Genomic DNA, 15,408 nt, shown 5'->3' on the forward strand with positions numbered 1-15,408 from the left:
TCATGGCTCCATCCTCTCAAAGAACGGAGACTCCCCTAAACCCGGGGCGGTTCAAGCTACTGGCGCGGCGGGCTCTTGTGGTGCGCAATATGGCCTGTTTCGACCCAACGCGGACCATGCGTTCTCGCGCCAGCCGTCAGTCCCGATTCAACCAGCTCTATTTCGTTGTGGATCGGAGCAGCCCATGTAACCTCTTTGCCGACGATCAAGCTCCCCGCCTGCGGCCATCCGTGCTGGGGCACGAGGCGCAAGCGCGAACCATCGTCCTTGTTGGGACTGGTGACAGCGAAACTCGGGCGCAACGACTGAACAAGCCTGTCTGACCACTCATCAGTACAACGCTGCCGGCTTGCTGGCTGACGGACACGCGTTGCACCAAATGCGGCATCAACGGACAGCCTGCGTCAGCTCGACCTTGGCCAAACAAGGGTATTCGACGGTCAAGTCATTCGACTGACAGCAGACCCAGATTGCGCACGACCATGTACCCGGCCGCCAACGCTGCCACTGCTGCGCAAACACTGGCGGCCAGCATCCCCAATGGCATGAACCAGATGCCGCTGCGCACGTTGGTCAACGGATCCGCGACACCTTCGGGGTCCACCAGCAGTTCGTCAATTCTCCCGATCTTGTAAGTCTCCGGATCGCTGCTGACCGCGCCCGATACGACGGTGGCAGTGGAGCCGTCCGACTTCGTGTACTGGTATTTCGGGATGTAGACGATCTCCTCGCGAAGACCCTGGCCCGAGTAACCGCGCGAAGAATTGGCCGATGTGACGCGTGACGGCGTGGTGGTTACCCCACGGCGCGCCTCGACGTCGATGACGCGGCCTTGCACCCGAAGCCAGTATCGCGTCGCGCGCCAGCTTCGCAACAACGCGGAGACACCTCTCGCGAGCAGGAACAGGGACATGGCGGCACATCCCAACGCGAACAGCGAAACGACATAGACCATGATCGCGGGTCCCGGGGTCGTCAAAGTGTGAGAGCGTCAATTTACAGCACGCGATCGCGCCGTGCCAGATGCCGGCTCTCGTGATCACCTTCGCACCGCTTCCGCAGTCCCCCAAGTTGTGGCGCGCGTCAATCCAGCGTCAAGACCGCACTTCGCCATGGTGACCAGAGCGCGACCGCGTCGCGGGTGCACCGGGCAGGCACGCGACCGGTAGCCCGAGCAGCTCACTCGCCGATCACGGCTAGGAAAACAGGCGCCTACACTGTCCACAGGTTACGGTACGCCGTTGAGCTTGCGCCATTTGGCTGGAGGCATCCCGTGGTGTCTTGCGAACGCGCGGCAGAAAGCCGCTTCCGTGCCATAGCCGGCGCGTTCGGCAATCCGGATGATCGGTTCGGCCGACTGTGTGAGCTCGGCCGAGGCCAGATAGAGCTTCCATTCGCGCAGATAGCGCATCGGAGACATGTTCAGCACGCTCTGGAAGTGCTGACACAGCACGGTCTTCGAGACACCCGTTGCTTCCGCCAGGTTCTGCTGCGTCCAGTGTTCATCGGGTCGTTCATGGAGGTGTCTCAAGGCCTTGTAAAGGACCGGATCGCCCAGTGCGCCCAGCCAGCCACCGGCAGCCTTGGCGGCCAGCATCTGTCGCCGCAGCAGTTCGATGAAGATGATCTCACTCAGGCGCGACACGATCGTCATGCCGCCCGGGGAAGGCTCGTCGATCTCACGAATCAGCCGCGCCACGGCCGGCATGAGAAAGTCCGAACCGCCGGCCGTGGTGCGTGCCACCATGACGTCGGGCAAGCCTGCCAGCAGGGGCTGGAAGTCCAGCACCCTCGCTTCGATGAATCCGCACAGCATTCGGCTGCGAGGGCCGGAAGCCTCGTAGGTCAGCGTCGGGATGCGATCCCACGGCGGCGGCGGCATGTCATCGCCCGGATTGAGCAAACGCCCCGTCGTCCCGGCGCCAAACAGATGCTGTGACCCGCGCGGCAGGATCACGACGTCACCACTTTGAATGGTTTGGTGATGATCGCCCATGTCCAGCCACAGGCTTCCCTCGACGACGATGTGCATGCAAACCGCACCGGGCGGCCGAAACGTCGCCGACGCGGCATCGACCATCCATTCGCCGTACGGCTCGAAACAGAACTGCACGCACCTGCTGACCCGGATGTCGCGCAGCAGGCGCGACAACACATCCATGCCAGCGACATGCGGCAGGACCGGTCCACCCGTCGGATCGATCAAAACATGCGGAAGCTCGGCCAAAGACAAGCACTCCTTGCGTTCGGATACTGCGGATCACCGCAGCACCGCAATTATCCAAGGAGACCATCATGACCAACAAGCTCGTGATCCTGATGTCGCGCGGCATCGATTCGGAGATGTCGTCGGTGGCGTTCACGCTGGCCAATGGCGCACAGACCGCCGAAATGGAGGTGTTCGTGTTCCTGACCAGCGCCGCCGTCGATCTGGTGCGCAAGCGGGGCCAGCAGATGACCCATGTGCCGCCGCTCGATCCGCTGCGCACCCTGATGGATTCGTTTCTCAGTCGCGGGGGAAAGATCTGGGCCTGCCCGCCCTGCGTCGCCTCAAGGGGCTACGAGCCCACCGACTTCATCGAGGGCGTCGAGATCAAGGGCGCCAGCGCGATGTTCGAGCAGGTCAAGGCCGGCGCGGCGACGCTGTCGTTCTGAAAGCGGGCAACTGATTCGAACCCATCGGGAGACAGGCCACATGGATGTCACGACGTTCCACCCAAGCGCTGCACTGTTCGCCAGGGCGTCACGCCGCGCTGCGACGGTGCTGGCGGCCTGTGCGTGGCTGGCGGTCTGGCCGGCGCAGGCCGCCACCTACACCGCCACCGGGACGCCCGTCGCCATTCCCGACTACCCCGGCATGGGCAATCCCATCACTGAAATCAACATCCCGATCGTGGTCAGCGGCTTCGTCGGCCCCATCCGGAAGATGAGCGTCGCCGTCGAGCTTGAACACACCGCTTCGGGCGACCTCACGCTGTTGCTGCGGTCGCCCAATACCTACGGCGGGGCATTCCTCCCCTTGGTTTCTCGCGTATGGCGGAATTACCCCGGCGCAGGTGCTCCGGGTTCGCTCGAAGATTTCGATGGCACGTACACCTTCGTGGACGAGAATTTCGTCGGCGCCGGCGACCTGTGGGCCGCGTCGGCTTATCCGTGGGAGCCGGGCGATGTCATTCCACCCGGAAACTACCGGACGACCAGGAGTGCGGATCCCACGCCAACCGCGTTGCTGGACGCGTTCTCGTACCTGTCCGATGCGCAGGTCAACGGCACCTGGTTGCTGATGGTCAGCGATGAGGCATACGGGAACCGCGGTTCGATCAAGTCCGTGCGACTCACGCTGATCGGCGCAAACGATCCGGCGCCGATGGACGTCAGACCGGTGCCGGCTCTGGGCGAATGGGGCCTGATGCTGCTGGGTCTGCTGGCGGCAGGGGTGGGCGCGCGAAGGTTGCGGCGTCAGAGCTGAATCGACGAGTCATGCGGAAACCCGGGGTCAGAATGGCTGCTTCGGGGGCGTTGGCCGAACGGCTGGTTGTGGCCGCTACCAGCCGCCCACCAAGCTCCCGCCGCCCAGGTACGCAATGGCCGACAGCGGCGCCAGCCCCTACACCACCATCGGCTCCGGCTCCAGCCGGATGCCGAAGCGCTCGTAGACGCTGGTCTGGATGGCCTTGGCCAGGGTCATGACCTCGCCACCGGTGGCCGGGTGCTCGCGACCGCCGCGGTTGACCAGCACCAGCGCCTGCTTGTCGTAGACCGCGGCGTTGCCGACGCTCTTGCCCTTCCAGCCGCAGGCGTCGATCAGCCAGCCGGCGGCCAGCTTGACGCTGCCGTCGGGCATCGGGTAGTGCACCAGCTTCGGGTCGCGGCCGATGATGTCCTGGCACTGCTCGGGCGTGACGGTGGGGTTCTTGAAGAAGCTGCCGGCGTTGCCGATCACGGCCGGGTCGGGCAGCTTGGCGCGGCGGATGGCGACGATCCAATCGAAGATCTGCCGCGCCGTCGGCTGCGCCACGCCCTCCTCCTGCATGCGGCGCTCGAGATCAAGGTAGCCCAGCACCGGCGCCCAGGCCTTGGGCAGGGCCAGACGCACGCGCAGGATCAGGGCGCGGCCGGCCAGGCCGAAATCCCCTGCTTGCGCCGGCGCGTGCTTGAACACCGAATCGCGGTAGCCGAAGCCGCATTGCGCGGCATTCAGCGTGAAGACCTCGCCGGTCTCCAGATCAATGGCGTCCAGTTCGTGGAAGCGGTCCTGCAGCTCGAGCCCATAGGCGCCGATGTTCTGCACCGGCGCGGCGCCGACGGTGCCGGGGATCAGCGCCAGATTCTCCAGCCCGGGCAGGCCCTGATCCAGCGTCCAGCCGACGAAGTCGTGCCAGTTCTCGCCGGCGCCGGCCTCGACGACGACGTGGTGCTCGGTCTCGGCCAGCACGCGCCGGCCCGTCACCTCGACCTTCAGCACCGTGCCCTTGACGTCGCCGGTCAGCACGATGTTGCTGCCGCCGCCCAGGATCAGCTTGGGCGCCAGCCGCAGCCGCGCGTCATCCAGCAGCCGGCGCACGTCGTCCGCGCCGCGCACGCGCACCAGCGCGGCGGCGCGCGCGGCGATGCCGAAGGTGTTGAGCGATTGCAGGGAGACGTTGCGTTCGATGAACATGGGACAATTGTCGCATCGCACTTCGTGCCAAGCGCTGCCGCTGACATGTCCGTCGAGCTCAACAAGCAGGACCGCCAACAGGCGATCGAATCGCTCATGCGGTACTTCGAGGAGAACATGGACGAGCGCATCGGCAATGTGTCGGCCGGTGCCCTGCTGGGATTTTTCCTGGAGGAGATCGGCCCCCTGGTCTACAACCGCGCGATCGCGGATGCCCAGGAAAAGCTGCTGCCGCGCATCCAGGAACTGGACCTGGAGGTGCACGAAGACGCGTTTCAGTACTGGCGCAAGCGCGACCGCCAGCGCAAGGGGCGCTGACGTGCAGCGCGGCGCCGACAACGACAAGGAGTAGGACCCATGCCCTCATTCGACACGGTTTGCGACCCCGACATGGTCGAGGTCAGGAACGCGGTGGACAACGCCGCCAAGGAGATCGGCACGCGCTTCGATTTCAAGGGCACCAGCGCCGCAATCGAGCTGAAGGAAAAGGAAATCACGCTGACGGGCGACGCCGACTTCCAGCTGCAGCAGATCGACGACATCCTGCGCAACCGCCTCACCAAGCGCAACGTGGATGTGCGCTTTCTCGACAAGGGCAAAGTCGAGAAGGCCGGTGGCGACAAGGTCAGACAGGTCATCAAGGTGCGCAGCGGCATCGCCAGCGAGGACGGCAAGAAGATCCAGAAGCTGATCAAGGAAAGCAAGCTCAAGGTGCAGGCCGCCATCCAGGGCGACGCGGTGCGCGTGACCGGTGCCAAGCGCGACGACCTGCAGACCGTGATGGCCTTGCTGCGCAAGGAAATGGCGGAGCTGCCGCTGTCGTTCGACAACTTCCGGGACTGAGCGCCACATGCCGCACAAGCTGTTGATCGCGCTGCTGCTGGCCGGCCTGGCCGGTGCCGCGCAGGCGCAAACGGTGACCCTGCAAGGCATGCTGGGCCCCAAGGCGCTGCTCGTCGTCGACGGCGGCACGCCGAAGGCGCTGGCGCCGGGCGAGTCGTTCCAGGGCGTGAAACTGCTGTCGACCAAACGCGACGAGGCGGTGGTGGAGATCGACGGCAAGACGCACCAGCTCAAGGTCGGCGCCACGCCGGTCAACATCGATTCGCCTGCCCGACAGGGCGGCCAGCGCATCGTGATCGCGGCCGATGGCGACGGGCATTTCTTCACCCAGGGCAGCATCAACAACAAGCCCGTGCGGTTCCTGGTCGACACCGGCGCCTCGGTGGTGACGATGAGCGAAATGGTGGCCAAGCCGCTCGGCCTGGACTACGAGAAAGGCCGGCGCGTGCAGACCGTGACCGCCAACGGCCCGGCCTTCGGCTGGCTGGTGAAGCTCGACAACCTGCGCGTCGGCGACGTGACGGCGCACGGCGTCGACACCGTGGTGATTCCCGGCGAACTGCCGATGGTGCTGCTGGGCAACAGCTATCTCAGCCGCTTCAACCTGCGCCGCGATGCCGGCCAGCTGACGCTGATGCGTCGCTGAGGCGAAACCAGGGTCGGCGCCGTCGGAGCCATCCGCCCGATTCCACCGCCCGGCTCAGGGCGGGCGCTTCGTTCGGTTCAGGAAACTTCCTCGAAACCCTGCGAGGTTTCGGCATTTCGACAAGCTCAGTGCGGACGGGGTTTCGGAAGCGTCGAGCGCCGCCCTGCACGAGGCAGCCGCGCGTCAGCGCTGGGCCGCGGTCGCCACCATCTCGATCTTCCAGCCCGGATCGCCCAGGCGCGCCTGCACGGTGGCGCGCGGTGGCGCCTGGTCGGACACCACCCAGGCATCCCAGACTTCGTTCATGGCACCGATGTCGTCGATGTCGGCGAGGTAGATCTGCACCCGCAACAGGCGCGTCTTGTCGCTGCCCAGCGCCGCCAGGTGGGCGTCGATCTGCCCCAGCACGTCGGCAGTCTGACCGCGGATGTCGGTCGCATCGCTTTCCGGCACCATGCCGGCCAGGTAGATCACGCCATTGAATACGGCGGCATCGGAATAGCGCGCAGTCACGCCGCGGCGTTGGATGGTGCTCATGCGTTTTTCTTCGATCCCAGTTTCGATTCCTTGCCGGCCAGCAGGCGGCTGATGTTCTCGCGGTGGCGCCAGATCAGCAGCAGTGCCATGGCCACCATGGCCAGCGCCTTCGCGCCCGAGGCCTGCCAGCCGATGCCGTCCGCGATCAGGTAGTAGGCGGGCGCGAACAGCGCGGCGATCATCGACGCCAGTGACACATAGCGGAAGAAGAACACGATGATGGCAAAGCTGGCCAGCGTCGCCAGCCCCAGCCAGGGCTGGAACGCCAGCAGCACGCCAGCCGCCGTCGCCACACCCTTGCCGCCCTTGAAGCCGAAGAACACCGGGTACAGGTGGCCGACGAAGGCGGCCACGCCGGCCAGCGCCTGCGTGCCCTCGCCCAGCCCGTAGGGTCCGCCCAGCCACTTCACCAGCATCACCGGCAGCCAGCCCTTGAAGGCGTCGAGCAGCAGCGTGGCGATGGCTGCCGCCTTCGAGCCGGAGCGCAGCACGTTGGTGGCGCCGGGGTTGCCGCTGCCATAGGTGCGCGGGTCGGCAAGGCCGAAGGCGCGGCTGACGATGACGGCGAAGCTGAGCGAGCCGATCAGGTACGCGGCCAGCGTGGCCAGCAAGGGGGCTATGGTGTCCAAGATGAAATCAGTCCCGAATCCGCTTCAATCCGTCCGCGTCCGCCATTCGCGCGCGGGTACGTGACGGTGGGGTGCGGTGTGGCCGCATTCTGCCAGCGGCGACCCCAGGCACCGTCACAGATCGATCGCGCACTGCACCGGCCTGGCACCAAGCAACTGCACACAAACTTGGGGGTCGAGCTGGATCAGGTAGCCGCGCCGTCCGCCATTCAGCGCGATGCGCGGCAGATCCAGGATGCCCTGCTCGATGTACACCGGCATCTGGCGCCGCGTGCCGAACGGCGAGGTGCCGCCGACCAGGTAGCCGCTGTGGCGGTTGGCGACCTCGGGCTTGCACGGCTCGACCGACTTGGCGCCGATCTGGCGCGCCAGGTTCTTGGTGCTGACCTTGCGGTTGCCGTGCATCAGCACGATCAGGGGCCGCGCATCCTGGTCCTGCATGACCAGCGTCTTGACCACGGTGAAGGGGTCGAGGCCGAGCACCTCGGCGCTGTGCTCGGCGCCGCCATGCTCCAGGTATTCGTAGGCGTGCTCGGTGAAGGCCACGCCGTGCTGCCGCAGCAGCGCGGTGGCGGGCGTTTCGCTGACGTGGTGCTGTTTCCTGGCCATGGCGCCGCTCAGTTGGCCGGGTCGCGCAGCTCGAGCCGGATGGCGTCGCAGGCGGCCAGGAGCTCATCGGACAGCTGCACCGCCCAGGCATCCAGATCCTCGTTGAGCTGCGCCAGCGTGGTGACGCCAATGATGGTGCTGGCCACGCGCCAGCTGCGGTAGCAGAACGCCAGTGCCAGCTGCGTCGGGCTCAATCCGTGCGCACGCGCCAGCTCGTTGTAGCGTCGTGCCGCTTCCAGCGAGGAGGCACGGCCCCAGCGCTGGTTCTTCATGCGCTCGTACAGGCTCATGCGGCCGCGCGGTGCGTCGGCGCCGTGGATGCCGGTAGCGTCGTACTTGCCGCTGAGCAGGCCGAAGCCGAGCGGCGAATACGCCAGCAGCCCGACGTTCAGTCGGTGGCAGGTTTCGTCCAGGCCGTTGTCGTAACTGCGGCTGATCAGGCAGTACGGGTTCTGCACCGTTGCGATGCGCGGCAGGCCGTGCTGCTCGGCCAGGCGCACGAATTCGTGCACGCCGTAGGGTGTCTCGTTCGACAGCCCGATGGCGCGCACCTTGCCGGCCTGCACCAGCCTGGCCAGGGCTTCCAGCTGCTCACGAATCGGCGTCTGCGACTGCTCGAGCTTCGGGTCGTAGTACAGCGACCCGAACGCCGGGACGTGGCGCTCGGGCCAGTGGATCTGGTAGAGGTCGATCACGTCGGTCTGCAGGCGTTGCAGGCTGGCGTGGCAGGACGCCTCGATGTCGGCCGCCGTCATGCCCTGTCCTTCGCGCAGCCAGGGCATGCCGCGCGAAGGGCCGGCCACCTTGGTCGCCAGCACGATGCGCTGGCGCAGACCGGGCCGGCTTGCCAGCCAACTGCCGATGAAGCGCTCCGTGCTGCCGGCGGTCGCCGCGCTCGGCGGTACCGGATACATCTCGGCGGTATCGATGAAGTTGACGCCGCGCTCGATGGCGCGGTCCAGAATGGCGTGCGAGGTGGCTTCATCCACCTGCTCGCCGAAGGTCATGGTGCCGAGGCAGATGGGGGTGACGCGCAGTTCGCTGCTGCCGAGGGAAACGAGATTCATGGGCCGGGGGATGGATCCGAACAACGCGGCCAAGTGTAGGGGCCTCAGCGCGCGCCCGCTGCCGCCCTCGCCCGTTCTTCCTCCTGCAGGCGCAGTACGCGCCGCTGCACCTTGCCGGTGGTGGTCATCGGCAGCTGGTCGATGAACTCGATCTCCTTCGGGTATTCGTAGGGCGCGAGCTGGCCCCTGACGTGCTGCTGTAGTTGCGCGATCAGCGCCTGCTCGAAGGTACCGGCGGCATCGCGCCGTGCCGCGTAGTCGGGCGTCAGCACCACGTAGGCCTTGACCAGCGCGCCGCGCTCGGCGTCGGGCTTGGGCACCACGGCGCAGTTGGCCACCGCCGGGTGCTTGACCAGGCAGTTCTCGATCTCGCCCGGCCCGATGCGGTAGCCGGCCGACTTGAACACGTCGTCGGCGCGGCCCTGGTACCAGAGGTAGCCGTCCTGGTCGCGCACCGCCACATCACCGGTGCGCCACCAGTCGCCCGTGAACTTGGCGCGCGTGGCGGCTTCGTTGTTCCAGTAGCCAAGGAAGAAGATCGGATCCGGATCGCCGTGGATGTCGGTGCGGCGGATGGCGACCTCGCCGGGCACGCCGTCGGCGCAGCGCCGGCCCTCTTCGTCGATGACATCGACCAGGTGACCGGGGTAGCCACGGCCCATGCTGTTCGGTTTGGCGGGCCAGCCCACCAAACATGCCCCCACGCTCGCCACTTCGTGTGCTTCGCTGCCCCCCAAGGGGGCCCCGCCTTGCTTGGGGCGGCCCGGCGCGGCGGCGGATAAGGCCCCCACGCTCGCCACTTCGTGTGCTTCGCTGCCCCCCGAGGGGGCCCCGCCTTGCTTGGGGCGGCCCGGCGCGGCGGCGGATGCTCTCTGGTCGTTCATCGCGCAGTTGCCGACGATGTAGTTGACCTCGGTCTGGCCGAACATCTCGTTGACGATCACGCCCAGTTCGTCACGGCACCAGGCGAACACGGCGTCGCCCACGGCCTCGCCGGCGCTCATCAATCCCTGGAGGTACAGCTTGTAGTGCTGGCGCGGGTACGGAACCGCCTTCATCATGGCCTTGAGCGCGGTCGGGAACAGGAAGCTGTGCGTGACGCGGTGCCGATCGAGGATCTGGAAAGCCAGTTCGGGATCGAAGCGGCCGTTGTGGGCGACGATGGGGCGACCGAAGTAGAGGGAAGGCAACAGGGCGTCCATCAAGCCGCCGGTCCAAGCCCAGTCTGCGGGAGACCAGAACACGGACGTATTCCGGTCTTTTCCCGCAGACTGGGCTTTGCCCGTCATGTGACCGCCCCCACCCCGGCCCGCCCCCGCGCGGGGGCGGGAGTCACTTTGGGGCGAGGCGCCTGCACTCTGGATGCTTGGCTCGAAACCGAACCAGTTGTGGCTGCAGACGAAGCCGGGCAGGTTGCCGATCAGGGCACGGTGCGGGATCAGGGCGCCCTTGGGCGCGCCGGTGGTGCCGCTGGTGTAGATCAGCACCGCGGGGTCGTCGGCGCGGGTATCGACCAGCTCGAAGGTGTCGGGCGACTGCGCCAGAACGGCGTGCCAGGCGTGGTCGGCGCGGCCCGCGCCGATGCCCAGGCCGATCACGGTCCTGAGCGAGGGGCAACTGGCGCGCGTCGCCAGCAGGCTGTCCATCGAGGCCTCGTCGCAGATGGCCGCCAGCGCCTCGGCGTTCTGCAGGCGGTACTCGAGCGCGTCGGGACCGAACAGCTGCGACAGCGGCATCGCGATGGCGCCCATCTGCAGCACGCCCATGTACGCGACGGCGGTTTCGAAGCGCTGCGGCATCACGATCGCCACCCGGTCACCGCGACGCACACCCAGGCGCAGCAGCGCGTTGGACAGGCAGTTCGCCGCCGTCTGCAGCGCGGCGTAGGAATGGGTACGCGGCGCACCCTCGCCCTGGTGCTCGATGATCGCGACCCGTGCGGCAGCATCGGGCCGCGCGGCCCAGCGCCTGCTGCAGGCCTCGGCCATGTTGAAGCGCTTCGGCACCCGCCAGCGAAAACCCTGCTGCATCGTGGCGTAGTGGTCACCCGCGCTGTTGCCCGCGTGGCCGCCCGCCTTGTCGCCTGCTCGACCGCTGCCCATGGTGGTCTCCTCTAAGATTTGCGCCAATGTATCAAGTCGTCCGCCCCTCGCGCAGCGAGTTCGTCCCGATCCGATTGCACAACTACCACGTCCGCCTGTGGGGTGATCCAGGCGCGGCGCCGCTGGTGCTGGTGCACGGCTGGATGGACGTGGCAGCAAGTTACCAGTTCATGGTCGATGCGCTGACGCCGGGGTTTTTCTCCGGCCGCTTCATCATCGCGCCGGACTGGCGCGGCTTCGGCCACTCCAGCGGACCGGCCTGCGACCACTACAGCTTTGCCGATTACCTAGGCGACCTGGAGTGCCTGCTGGACCATTTCGTGGGAGAGCGACCGGTCGACCTGGTCGGCCACAGCATGGGCGGCAACATCGCCATGATGTACGCCGGCACACGGCCTGGGCGCATCCGTCGCCTGGTCAACCTGGAAGGCTTCGGCATGCCGGCGACCAGGCCAGCGCAGGCGCCGAAGCGCTACGCGCGCTGGATCGACGAGATCAAGGCGCTGCACCGCGGCGAGAAGGCGCTCAAGACCTACCCCGACCTCGCCGCCGTCGCCGCGCGCCTGATGAAGACCAACCGCCGCCTACCGCAGGACAAGGCCGACTGGCTGGCACGCGAATGGTCCGAGGAACGTACGCAGCCCGACGGCGGCACCCGGCGCGAGATCCTGGGCGATGCAGCGCACCGCATCACCAGCGCGCAGTTGTTCCGGGTCGAGGAAATGCTGGCGCTGTACGCGGCGATCAGTGCGCCCACCCTGATGGTCGAAGCCAGCGAGGACAACCTGGGCAACTGGTGGAACGGCAAGTTCACGCTGGCCGAGTTCCATGAGCGCCTGAAGGCGGTCCCGACCGTTCAGCATGAAATCATCCAGGACGCAGGCCACATGCTGCATCACGACCAGCCGCAGGCGCTGGCACGTCTGGTGGAAGGTTTTCTGACCGCCGGTTGAGCCCGCGCCGACAAGAAAGGGACCGCCCAGGCGGTCCCTTTCCTGATCGACTGCAGTAACGCAGCCGACGCAAGCCCAGCTTCAGGCCGCCTCGACCCGCACCGGCAGCCCCTGGCGCACCGCCGCGCCCGAGATGGTGTCGATCCACGCGTTGACGTGGCCGCCGCGCGTGTCATCGACGATGCCGATGTCGTTCATGTTCACGCCGGCCGCATGCGCCGCGTTGGCGGCCATCTGCTTGCCGTCGATGCTGTGGGCGCGGGCGCCCAGCTCCTGGTGACCATAGCCGTATTCGACCGCCACCGTGCCGGGCATCACGCCGTCGCGCACGATCGCTACGCCGGTGATGCTGCCGCCCGGGCTGGTGATGCGAACCCGCTGGCCGTTGGCAATGCTGAGGCGCTGCGCATCGTCGCGGTGGATCGACACCGGGTTGTGCGGGTGCACCTGGCGCAGCCGCGCCATGCCGATCGAGATCGAGCTCATCAGGTTCGACTTGTACGAGCTCATCAGCATCGGCCATTCGGCTTCGGGGTACTTCTCGCGCATCGGCTGTCCGCCAGCCAGCAGCGTGGGCTGCCAGGTCGGGCAGCCGCTGAAGCGCTGGCCGGTCATGCTGTGGCGCATCCTGGCGATCTGCTCGTCCCACAGCGGCAGCATGGGCTTGTGCCTGGCCTTGATGTGGTCGCCTTCCCAGGCCTGGTCAAGCTGGTCGAAACGGCCACCGCGCGTCAGCACCATCGCCACCCGGCGCCATTCGTCGGGCTTGAGCTTGGCCTGCATCAGCCCGGCATGGCGCTTCAGGCCGGTGACTTCCAGGTCGTCGTCGCTGGCCTCGCCCACCGGCTTGCCGCCGGAATAGGCAATGTTGGCCACACCGCGCAGGAAGAAGTCGGTGGCGTTGTTCAGGTCGTGGCTGTTGCCTTCCTTGTCCTTCACGGCACCAGCACCGAAGCCCGGCATACCCAGCGTCAGCGCGCAGGCGAACAGGAAGGATTCCAGGTTGACCGGCTCGCCGCCAGCGGTCCTGGCCACGCGCGGCTCCACCACCGGGGTGCGCACGGTGGATGACTTGGCCACCACGTCGGCCCAGGGCACCGAGATTCCCCAGCTCTCGTAGGTCACCGTGTCGGGCACGATGTAGTCGGCGTAGGCGTTGGTCTCGTTGATGAACGGGTTGATCGATACCGACAGCGGCAGCAGCTTCGGGTCCTTCAGCTTGTCGACCAAGGCCTTGCGAAAGCCCGCGATGGCGTACACCGGATTGGCCATGTGGTTAAACCACACCTTGGCCGGGTACGGATAGCCGTTGAGCGCCGAGGCGATCATCTCGCTGCTCAGGTTGCCGGTGGCCGGGTACCAGGGCGCCTGCGCTGGGTACGGGTTGGCGCCGCTGTCCTTCTTGCGCTTGAACTCGCTCGACTTCTCGTACGGCATGCGGTTGCGCGACAGCGCCAGGCCGGCCGGCTTGGCACGGCCGGCGAACTCGGCGAAGTTGTAGCGTGGGCCGGGGCCGAAGGGACCGAATTGGCCCGCGTCCAGCACCAGGCCGCCGCGCACGTTCAGGTTGCCGATCAGCGTGTTCAGCATGCCGATGGCGTAGGCGGTGTGGAAACCGGCACCGCTCATGGTGCCCCCGTGGGCGTCGGCTGCAGCACGCTTGCCGTGGCTGGTGAACTCGCGCGCCAGGTCCTCGATCTCGGCCACCGGCACGCCGCACAGCTCGCTGTACTCGGCGATCGTCTTGCGCTGCGCCTCGCGCGTCAGCATCACGAACGAGGTGGCCAGCGGCACGGCCACGCCCTGCTCGCCCCAGGCGGGGATGTCGAGCGTCATCTCGACCTTCAGGTTGGCCGGCTGGGCTTGCGTGTTGGCCGCCAGCGTGCCGTCGGCGGCCTGCACGACGTAGACGTCGGGCACTTCTTCCGCCGCCGGAGCCGCGGGCGCCGCCGGCTTGGCGGGGCCGGCAACACCAGCAGCCGATGCGGCTGCGCCGCCGGCAGCGGCTGGTGCTGCGGCAGGTGCCGCGTCGGGCTTCGGCTCGTGCTCCGGCTTCGGCCAGCCCAGGTCGGCACCGCGCACGAAGCTGCCGTAGCGCGGGTGCTTCGGATCAGCCACCAGCAGGTGCGTGGCGTTGGTCCAGGTGGCCTCGCCAGCGGCAGCCATGGCGGCCGGGCCGGGCTGGCTCAGGTTCTTCGCGTCGTAGCGGTCGTTGTCGATGATCCAGCGGATCAGGCCCATGGCCAGCGCCAGGTCGCTCGCCGGCTTGACCGGGACCCAGCGGTTGCCGCTGCCCGCCGCCAGGCTGGACGAGGTTGGCAGGATCGGCGACACGACGACGTAGCGGAAGGTGTTTTCCTTGCGCGAGCGCGCCTCGGCCAGTTCACGCCCCTGGCGCTGGAACGGGTTGCCGGCCTGCGCCGGCGCCGTGCCGATGAACAGGCCGAACTCGGCGCTGGTCCAGTCGGGCTTGCCGTGCGGCATGCCGCGCAGGTTGCCCAGCGCGGCGCCGGCGCCGACGCGGAAGCTCTGGCCGCAGTACGAGCCGTGGTTGGCGAAGTTGATGCTGCCGAACGACTGCTCGGTGAAGCGGCGGATCAGCGCCGTGCGGCCTTCGTTGGACGCGTCGGTGAACACGAACTGGTTGGCCTTGGCACCGTACTCAGGGTTCTCCGGGTCGATCAGCGTCTTCTGGTCGAAGATGGCGCGCAGGCCATCGACATGGCCTTCGCCGAACAGGTCGCCGCCTTCGCAGACTTCCTTGACCAGGTCCTCGAACGAAATGCTCTTCCATTCACCCGAGCCGCGCGGCCCCACGCGCTTGAGCGGTTGCAGCACGCGGTGCGGGTTGATCTGCTGCTCCTGCATCGACGAACCGCGCGCGCACGAGGTGGCGCGGCCACCCAGGCCACCCTCGCCGCCCAGCCTGGCGTAGGCCTCGCGGATCGGCATTTCCATCGGCACCGGCTTGGCGGTCGCCAGCGGGTGGTAGGGGTTGCCGGCCACGCGCAGGATGGTGTTGCTGGCGGTGTCCACCCGCACGCGCACGCCGCACTGCGTCCAGCAGCCCATGCAGCTCGACATCGCCACGGTCTGGCCAGGCTGGGTCGTCAGCGCACCGGTGCTGGCGTCGATGCGGAACTCAGGCGTGAGCGAGTTGCCGCGCGTGGCGTGCGCCGGCACCTCGCCGGCGCTGCCCGTCACCAGGCCCTTGCTGGCCTTCAGCACGGTTTCGCCGTAGCCGGCGGCAAAGGCGGCCAGTCCGCCAGCAGCGATGCTGCCGTGCGTGATGAGCTTGCGCTTGCCCAGGTCGGGCGCTGCGCTGCTGGCCCGGCTCTTGTCTTTCACTGCGTCAGTCATGT

General features: G+C 67.3%; 15 protein-coding genes. 6 read left to right on the forward strand and 9 right to left on the reverse strand.

Annotated elements, in window-relative coordinates:
- Positions 1-445 precede the first annotated feature (445 nt).
- The gene (locus PK606_RS11960; protein ID WP_502920837.1) at positions 446-913 is read right to left on the reverse strand and encodes a DUF3592 domain-containing protein; all 468 of its coding nucleotides are present in this window, start codon (positions 911-913) and stop codon (positions 446-448) included.
- A gap of 315 nt (positions 914-1,228) precedes the next feature.
- Complete coding sequence (locus tag PK606_RS11965; RefSeq protein WP_324564240.1) at positions 1,229-2,227, reverse strand: AraC family transcriptional regulator; 999 nt, start codon at positions 2,225-2,227, stop codon at positions 1,229-1,231.
- A 68-nt stretch (positions 2,228-2,295) separates the two neighbouring features.
- Between PK606_RS11965 and PK606_RS11970 the strand changes: the two genes are divergently transcribed.
- A complete protein-coding gene (locus PK606_RS11970) occupies positions 2,296-2,655 on the forward strand; it encodes a DsrE family protein (RefSeq protein ID WP_324564243.1) in 360 nt (119 codons plus the stop codon).
- A 40-nt stretch (positions 2,656-2,695) separates the two neighbouring features.
- Positions 2,696-3,469, forward strand: a complete 774-nt coding sequence (locus PK606_RS11975) for an IPTL-CTERM sorting domain-containing protein (RefSeq protein ID WP_324564245.1) — start codon at positions 2,696-2,698, stop codon at positions 3,467-3,469.
- Between the two features lie 138 nt (positions 3,470-3,607).
- On the opposite strand, the gene murB is transcribed toward PK606_RS11975, so the two are convergent.
- Positions 3,608-4,660: a UDP-N-acetylmuramate dehydrogenase gene (murB, locus tag PK606_RS11980; RefSeq protein WP_324564248.1), complete on the reverse strand. Its 1,053-nt coding sequence runs from the start codon at positions 4,658-4,660 to the stop codon at positions 3,608-3,610.
- Positions 4,661-4,705: 45 nt separating this feature from the next.
- Here murB and PK606_RS11985 point away from each other — a divergent pair, with 45 nt between their 5' ends.
- The 3 genes from PK606_RS11985 to PK606_RS11995 are packed head-to-tail and all read left to right on the forward strand — an operon-like array spanning position 4,706 to position 6,149.
- On the forward strand, positions 4,706-4,978 hold the full coding sequence (locus PK606_RS11985) for a DUF2164 domain-containing protein (protein ID WP_324564250.1): 273 nt from the start codon (positions 4,706-4,708) through the stop codon (positions 4,976-4,978).
- A gap of 39 nt (positions 4,979-5,017) precedes the next feature.
- Complete coding sequence (locus PK606_RS11990; RefSeq protein WP_324564253.1) at positions 5,018-5,503, forward strand: YajQ family cyclic di-GMP-binding protein; 486 nt, start codon at positions 5,018-5,020, stop codon at positions 5,501-5,503.
- Between the two features lie 7 nt (positions 5,504-5,510).
- Positions 5,511-6,149 (forward strand): retropepsin-like aspartic protease family protein, encoded by a 639-nt coding sequence (locus PK606_RS11995; RefSeq protein WP_324564256.1) that lies wholly within the window; start codon positions 5,511-5,513, stop codon positions 6,147-6,149.
- A gap of 183 nt (positions 6,150-6,332) precedes the next feature.
- On the opposite strand, the gene PK606_RS12000 is transcribed toward PK606_RS11995, so the two are convergent.
- From PK606_RS12000 to PK606_RS12020, 5 genes are all read right to left on the reverse strand, one after another.
- Positions 6,333-6,686: a RidA family protein gene (locus tag PK606_RS12000; protein WP_324564259.1), complete on the reverse strand. Its 354-nt coding sequence runs from the start codon at positions 6,684-6,686 to the stop codon at positions 6,333-6,335.
- A complete protein-coding gene (plsY, locus tag PK606_RS12005) occupies positions 6,683-7,315 on the reverse strand; it encodes a glycerol-3-phosphate 1-O-acyltransferase PlsY (protein WP_324564262.1) in 633 nt (210 codons plus the stop codon). Before plsY ends, PK606_RS12000 begins: the two co-directional genes overlap by 4 nt.
- A gap of 114 nt (positions 7,316-7,429) precedes the next feature.
- Positions 7,430-7,924 (reverse strand): aminoacyl-tRNA deacylase, encoded by a 495-nt coding sequence (locus tag PK606_RS12010; protein ID WP_324564265.1) that lies wholly within the window; start codon positions 7,922-7,924, stop codon positions 7,430-7,432.
- An 8-nt stretch (positions 7,925-7,932) separates the two neighbouring features.
- Entirely contained in the window at positions 7,933-8,991 is a 1,059-nt protein-coding gene (locus tag PK606_RS12015) for an aldo/keto reductase (RefSeq protein WP_324564267.1), read from the reverse strand.
- 44 nt (positions 8,992-9,035) lie between these two features.
- Positions 9,036-11,093: an acetate--CoA ligase gene (locus PK606_RS12020; protein ID WP_324564268.1), complete on the reverse strand. Its 2,058-nt coding sequence runs from the start codon at positions 11,091-11,093 to the stop codon at positions 9,036-9,038.
- A gap of 26 nt (positions 11,094-11,119) precedes the next feature.
- Here PK606_RS12020 and PK606_RS12025 point away from each other — a divergent pair, with 26 nt between their 5' ends.
- The gene (locus PK606_RS12025) at positions 11,120-12,046 is read left to right on the forward strand and encodes an alpha/beta fold hydrolase (protein WP_324564270.1); all 927 of its coding nucleotides are present in this window, start codon (positions 11,120-11,122) and stop codon (positions 12,044-12,046) included.
- Between the two features lie 81 nt (positions 12,047-12,127).
- Here PK606_RS12025 and PK606_RS12030 read toward each other — a convergent pair whose 3' ends face one another.
- Positions 12,128-15,406: a molybdopterin dinucleotide binding domain-containing protein gene (locus tag PK606_RS12030; RefSeq protein ID WP_324564273.1), complete on the reverse strand. Its 3,279-nt coding sequence runs from the start codon at positions 15,404-15,406 to the stop codon at positions 12,128-12,130.
- Positions 15,407-15,408 lie beyond the last annotated feature (2 nt).

Origin of the sequence: Ottowia sp. (genome assembly GCF_035444425.1) — a bacterium.
Lineage (GTDB): Bacteria > Pseudomonadota > Gammaproteobacteria > Burkholderiales > Burkholderiaceae_C > Ottowia.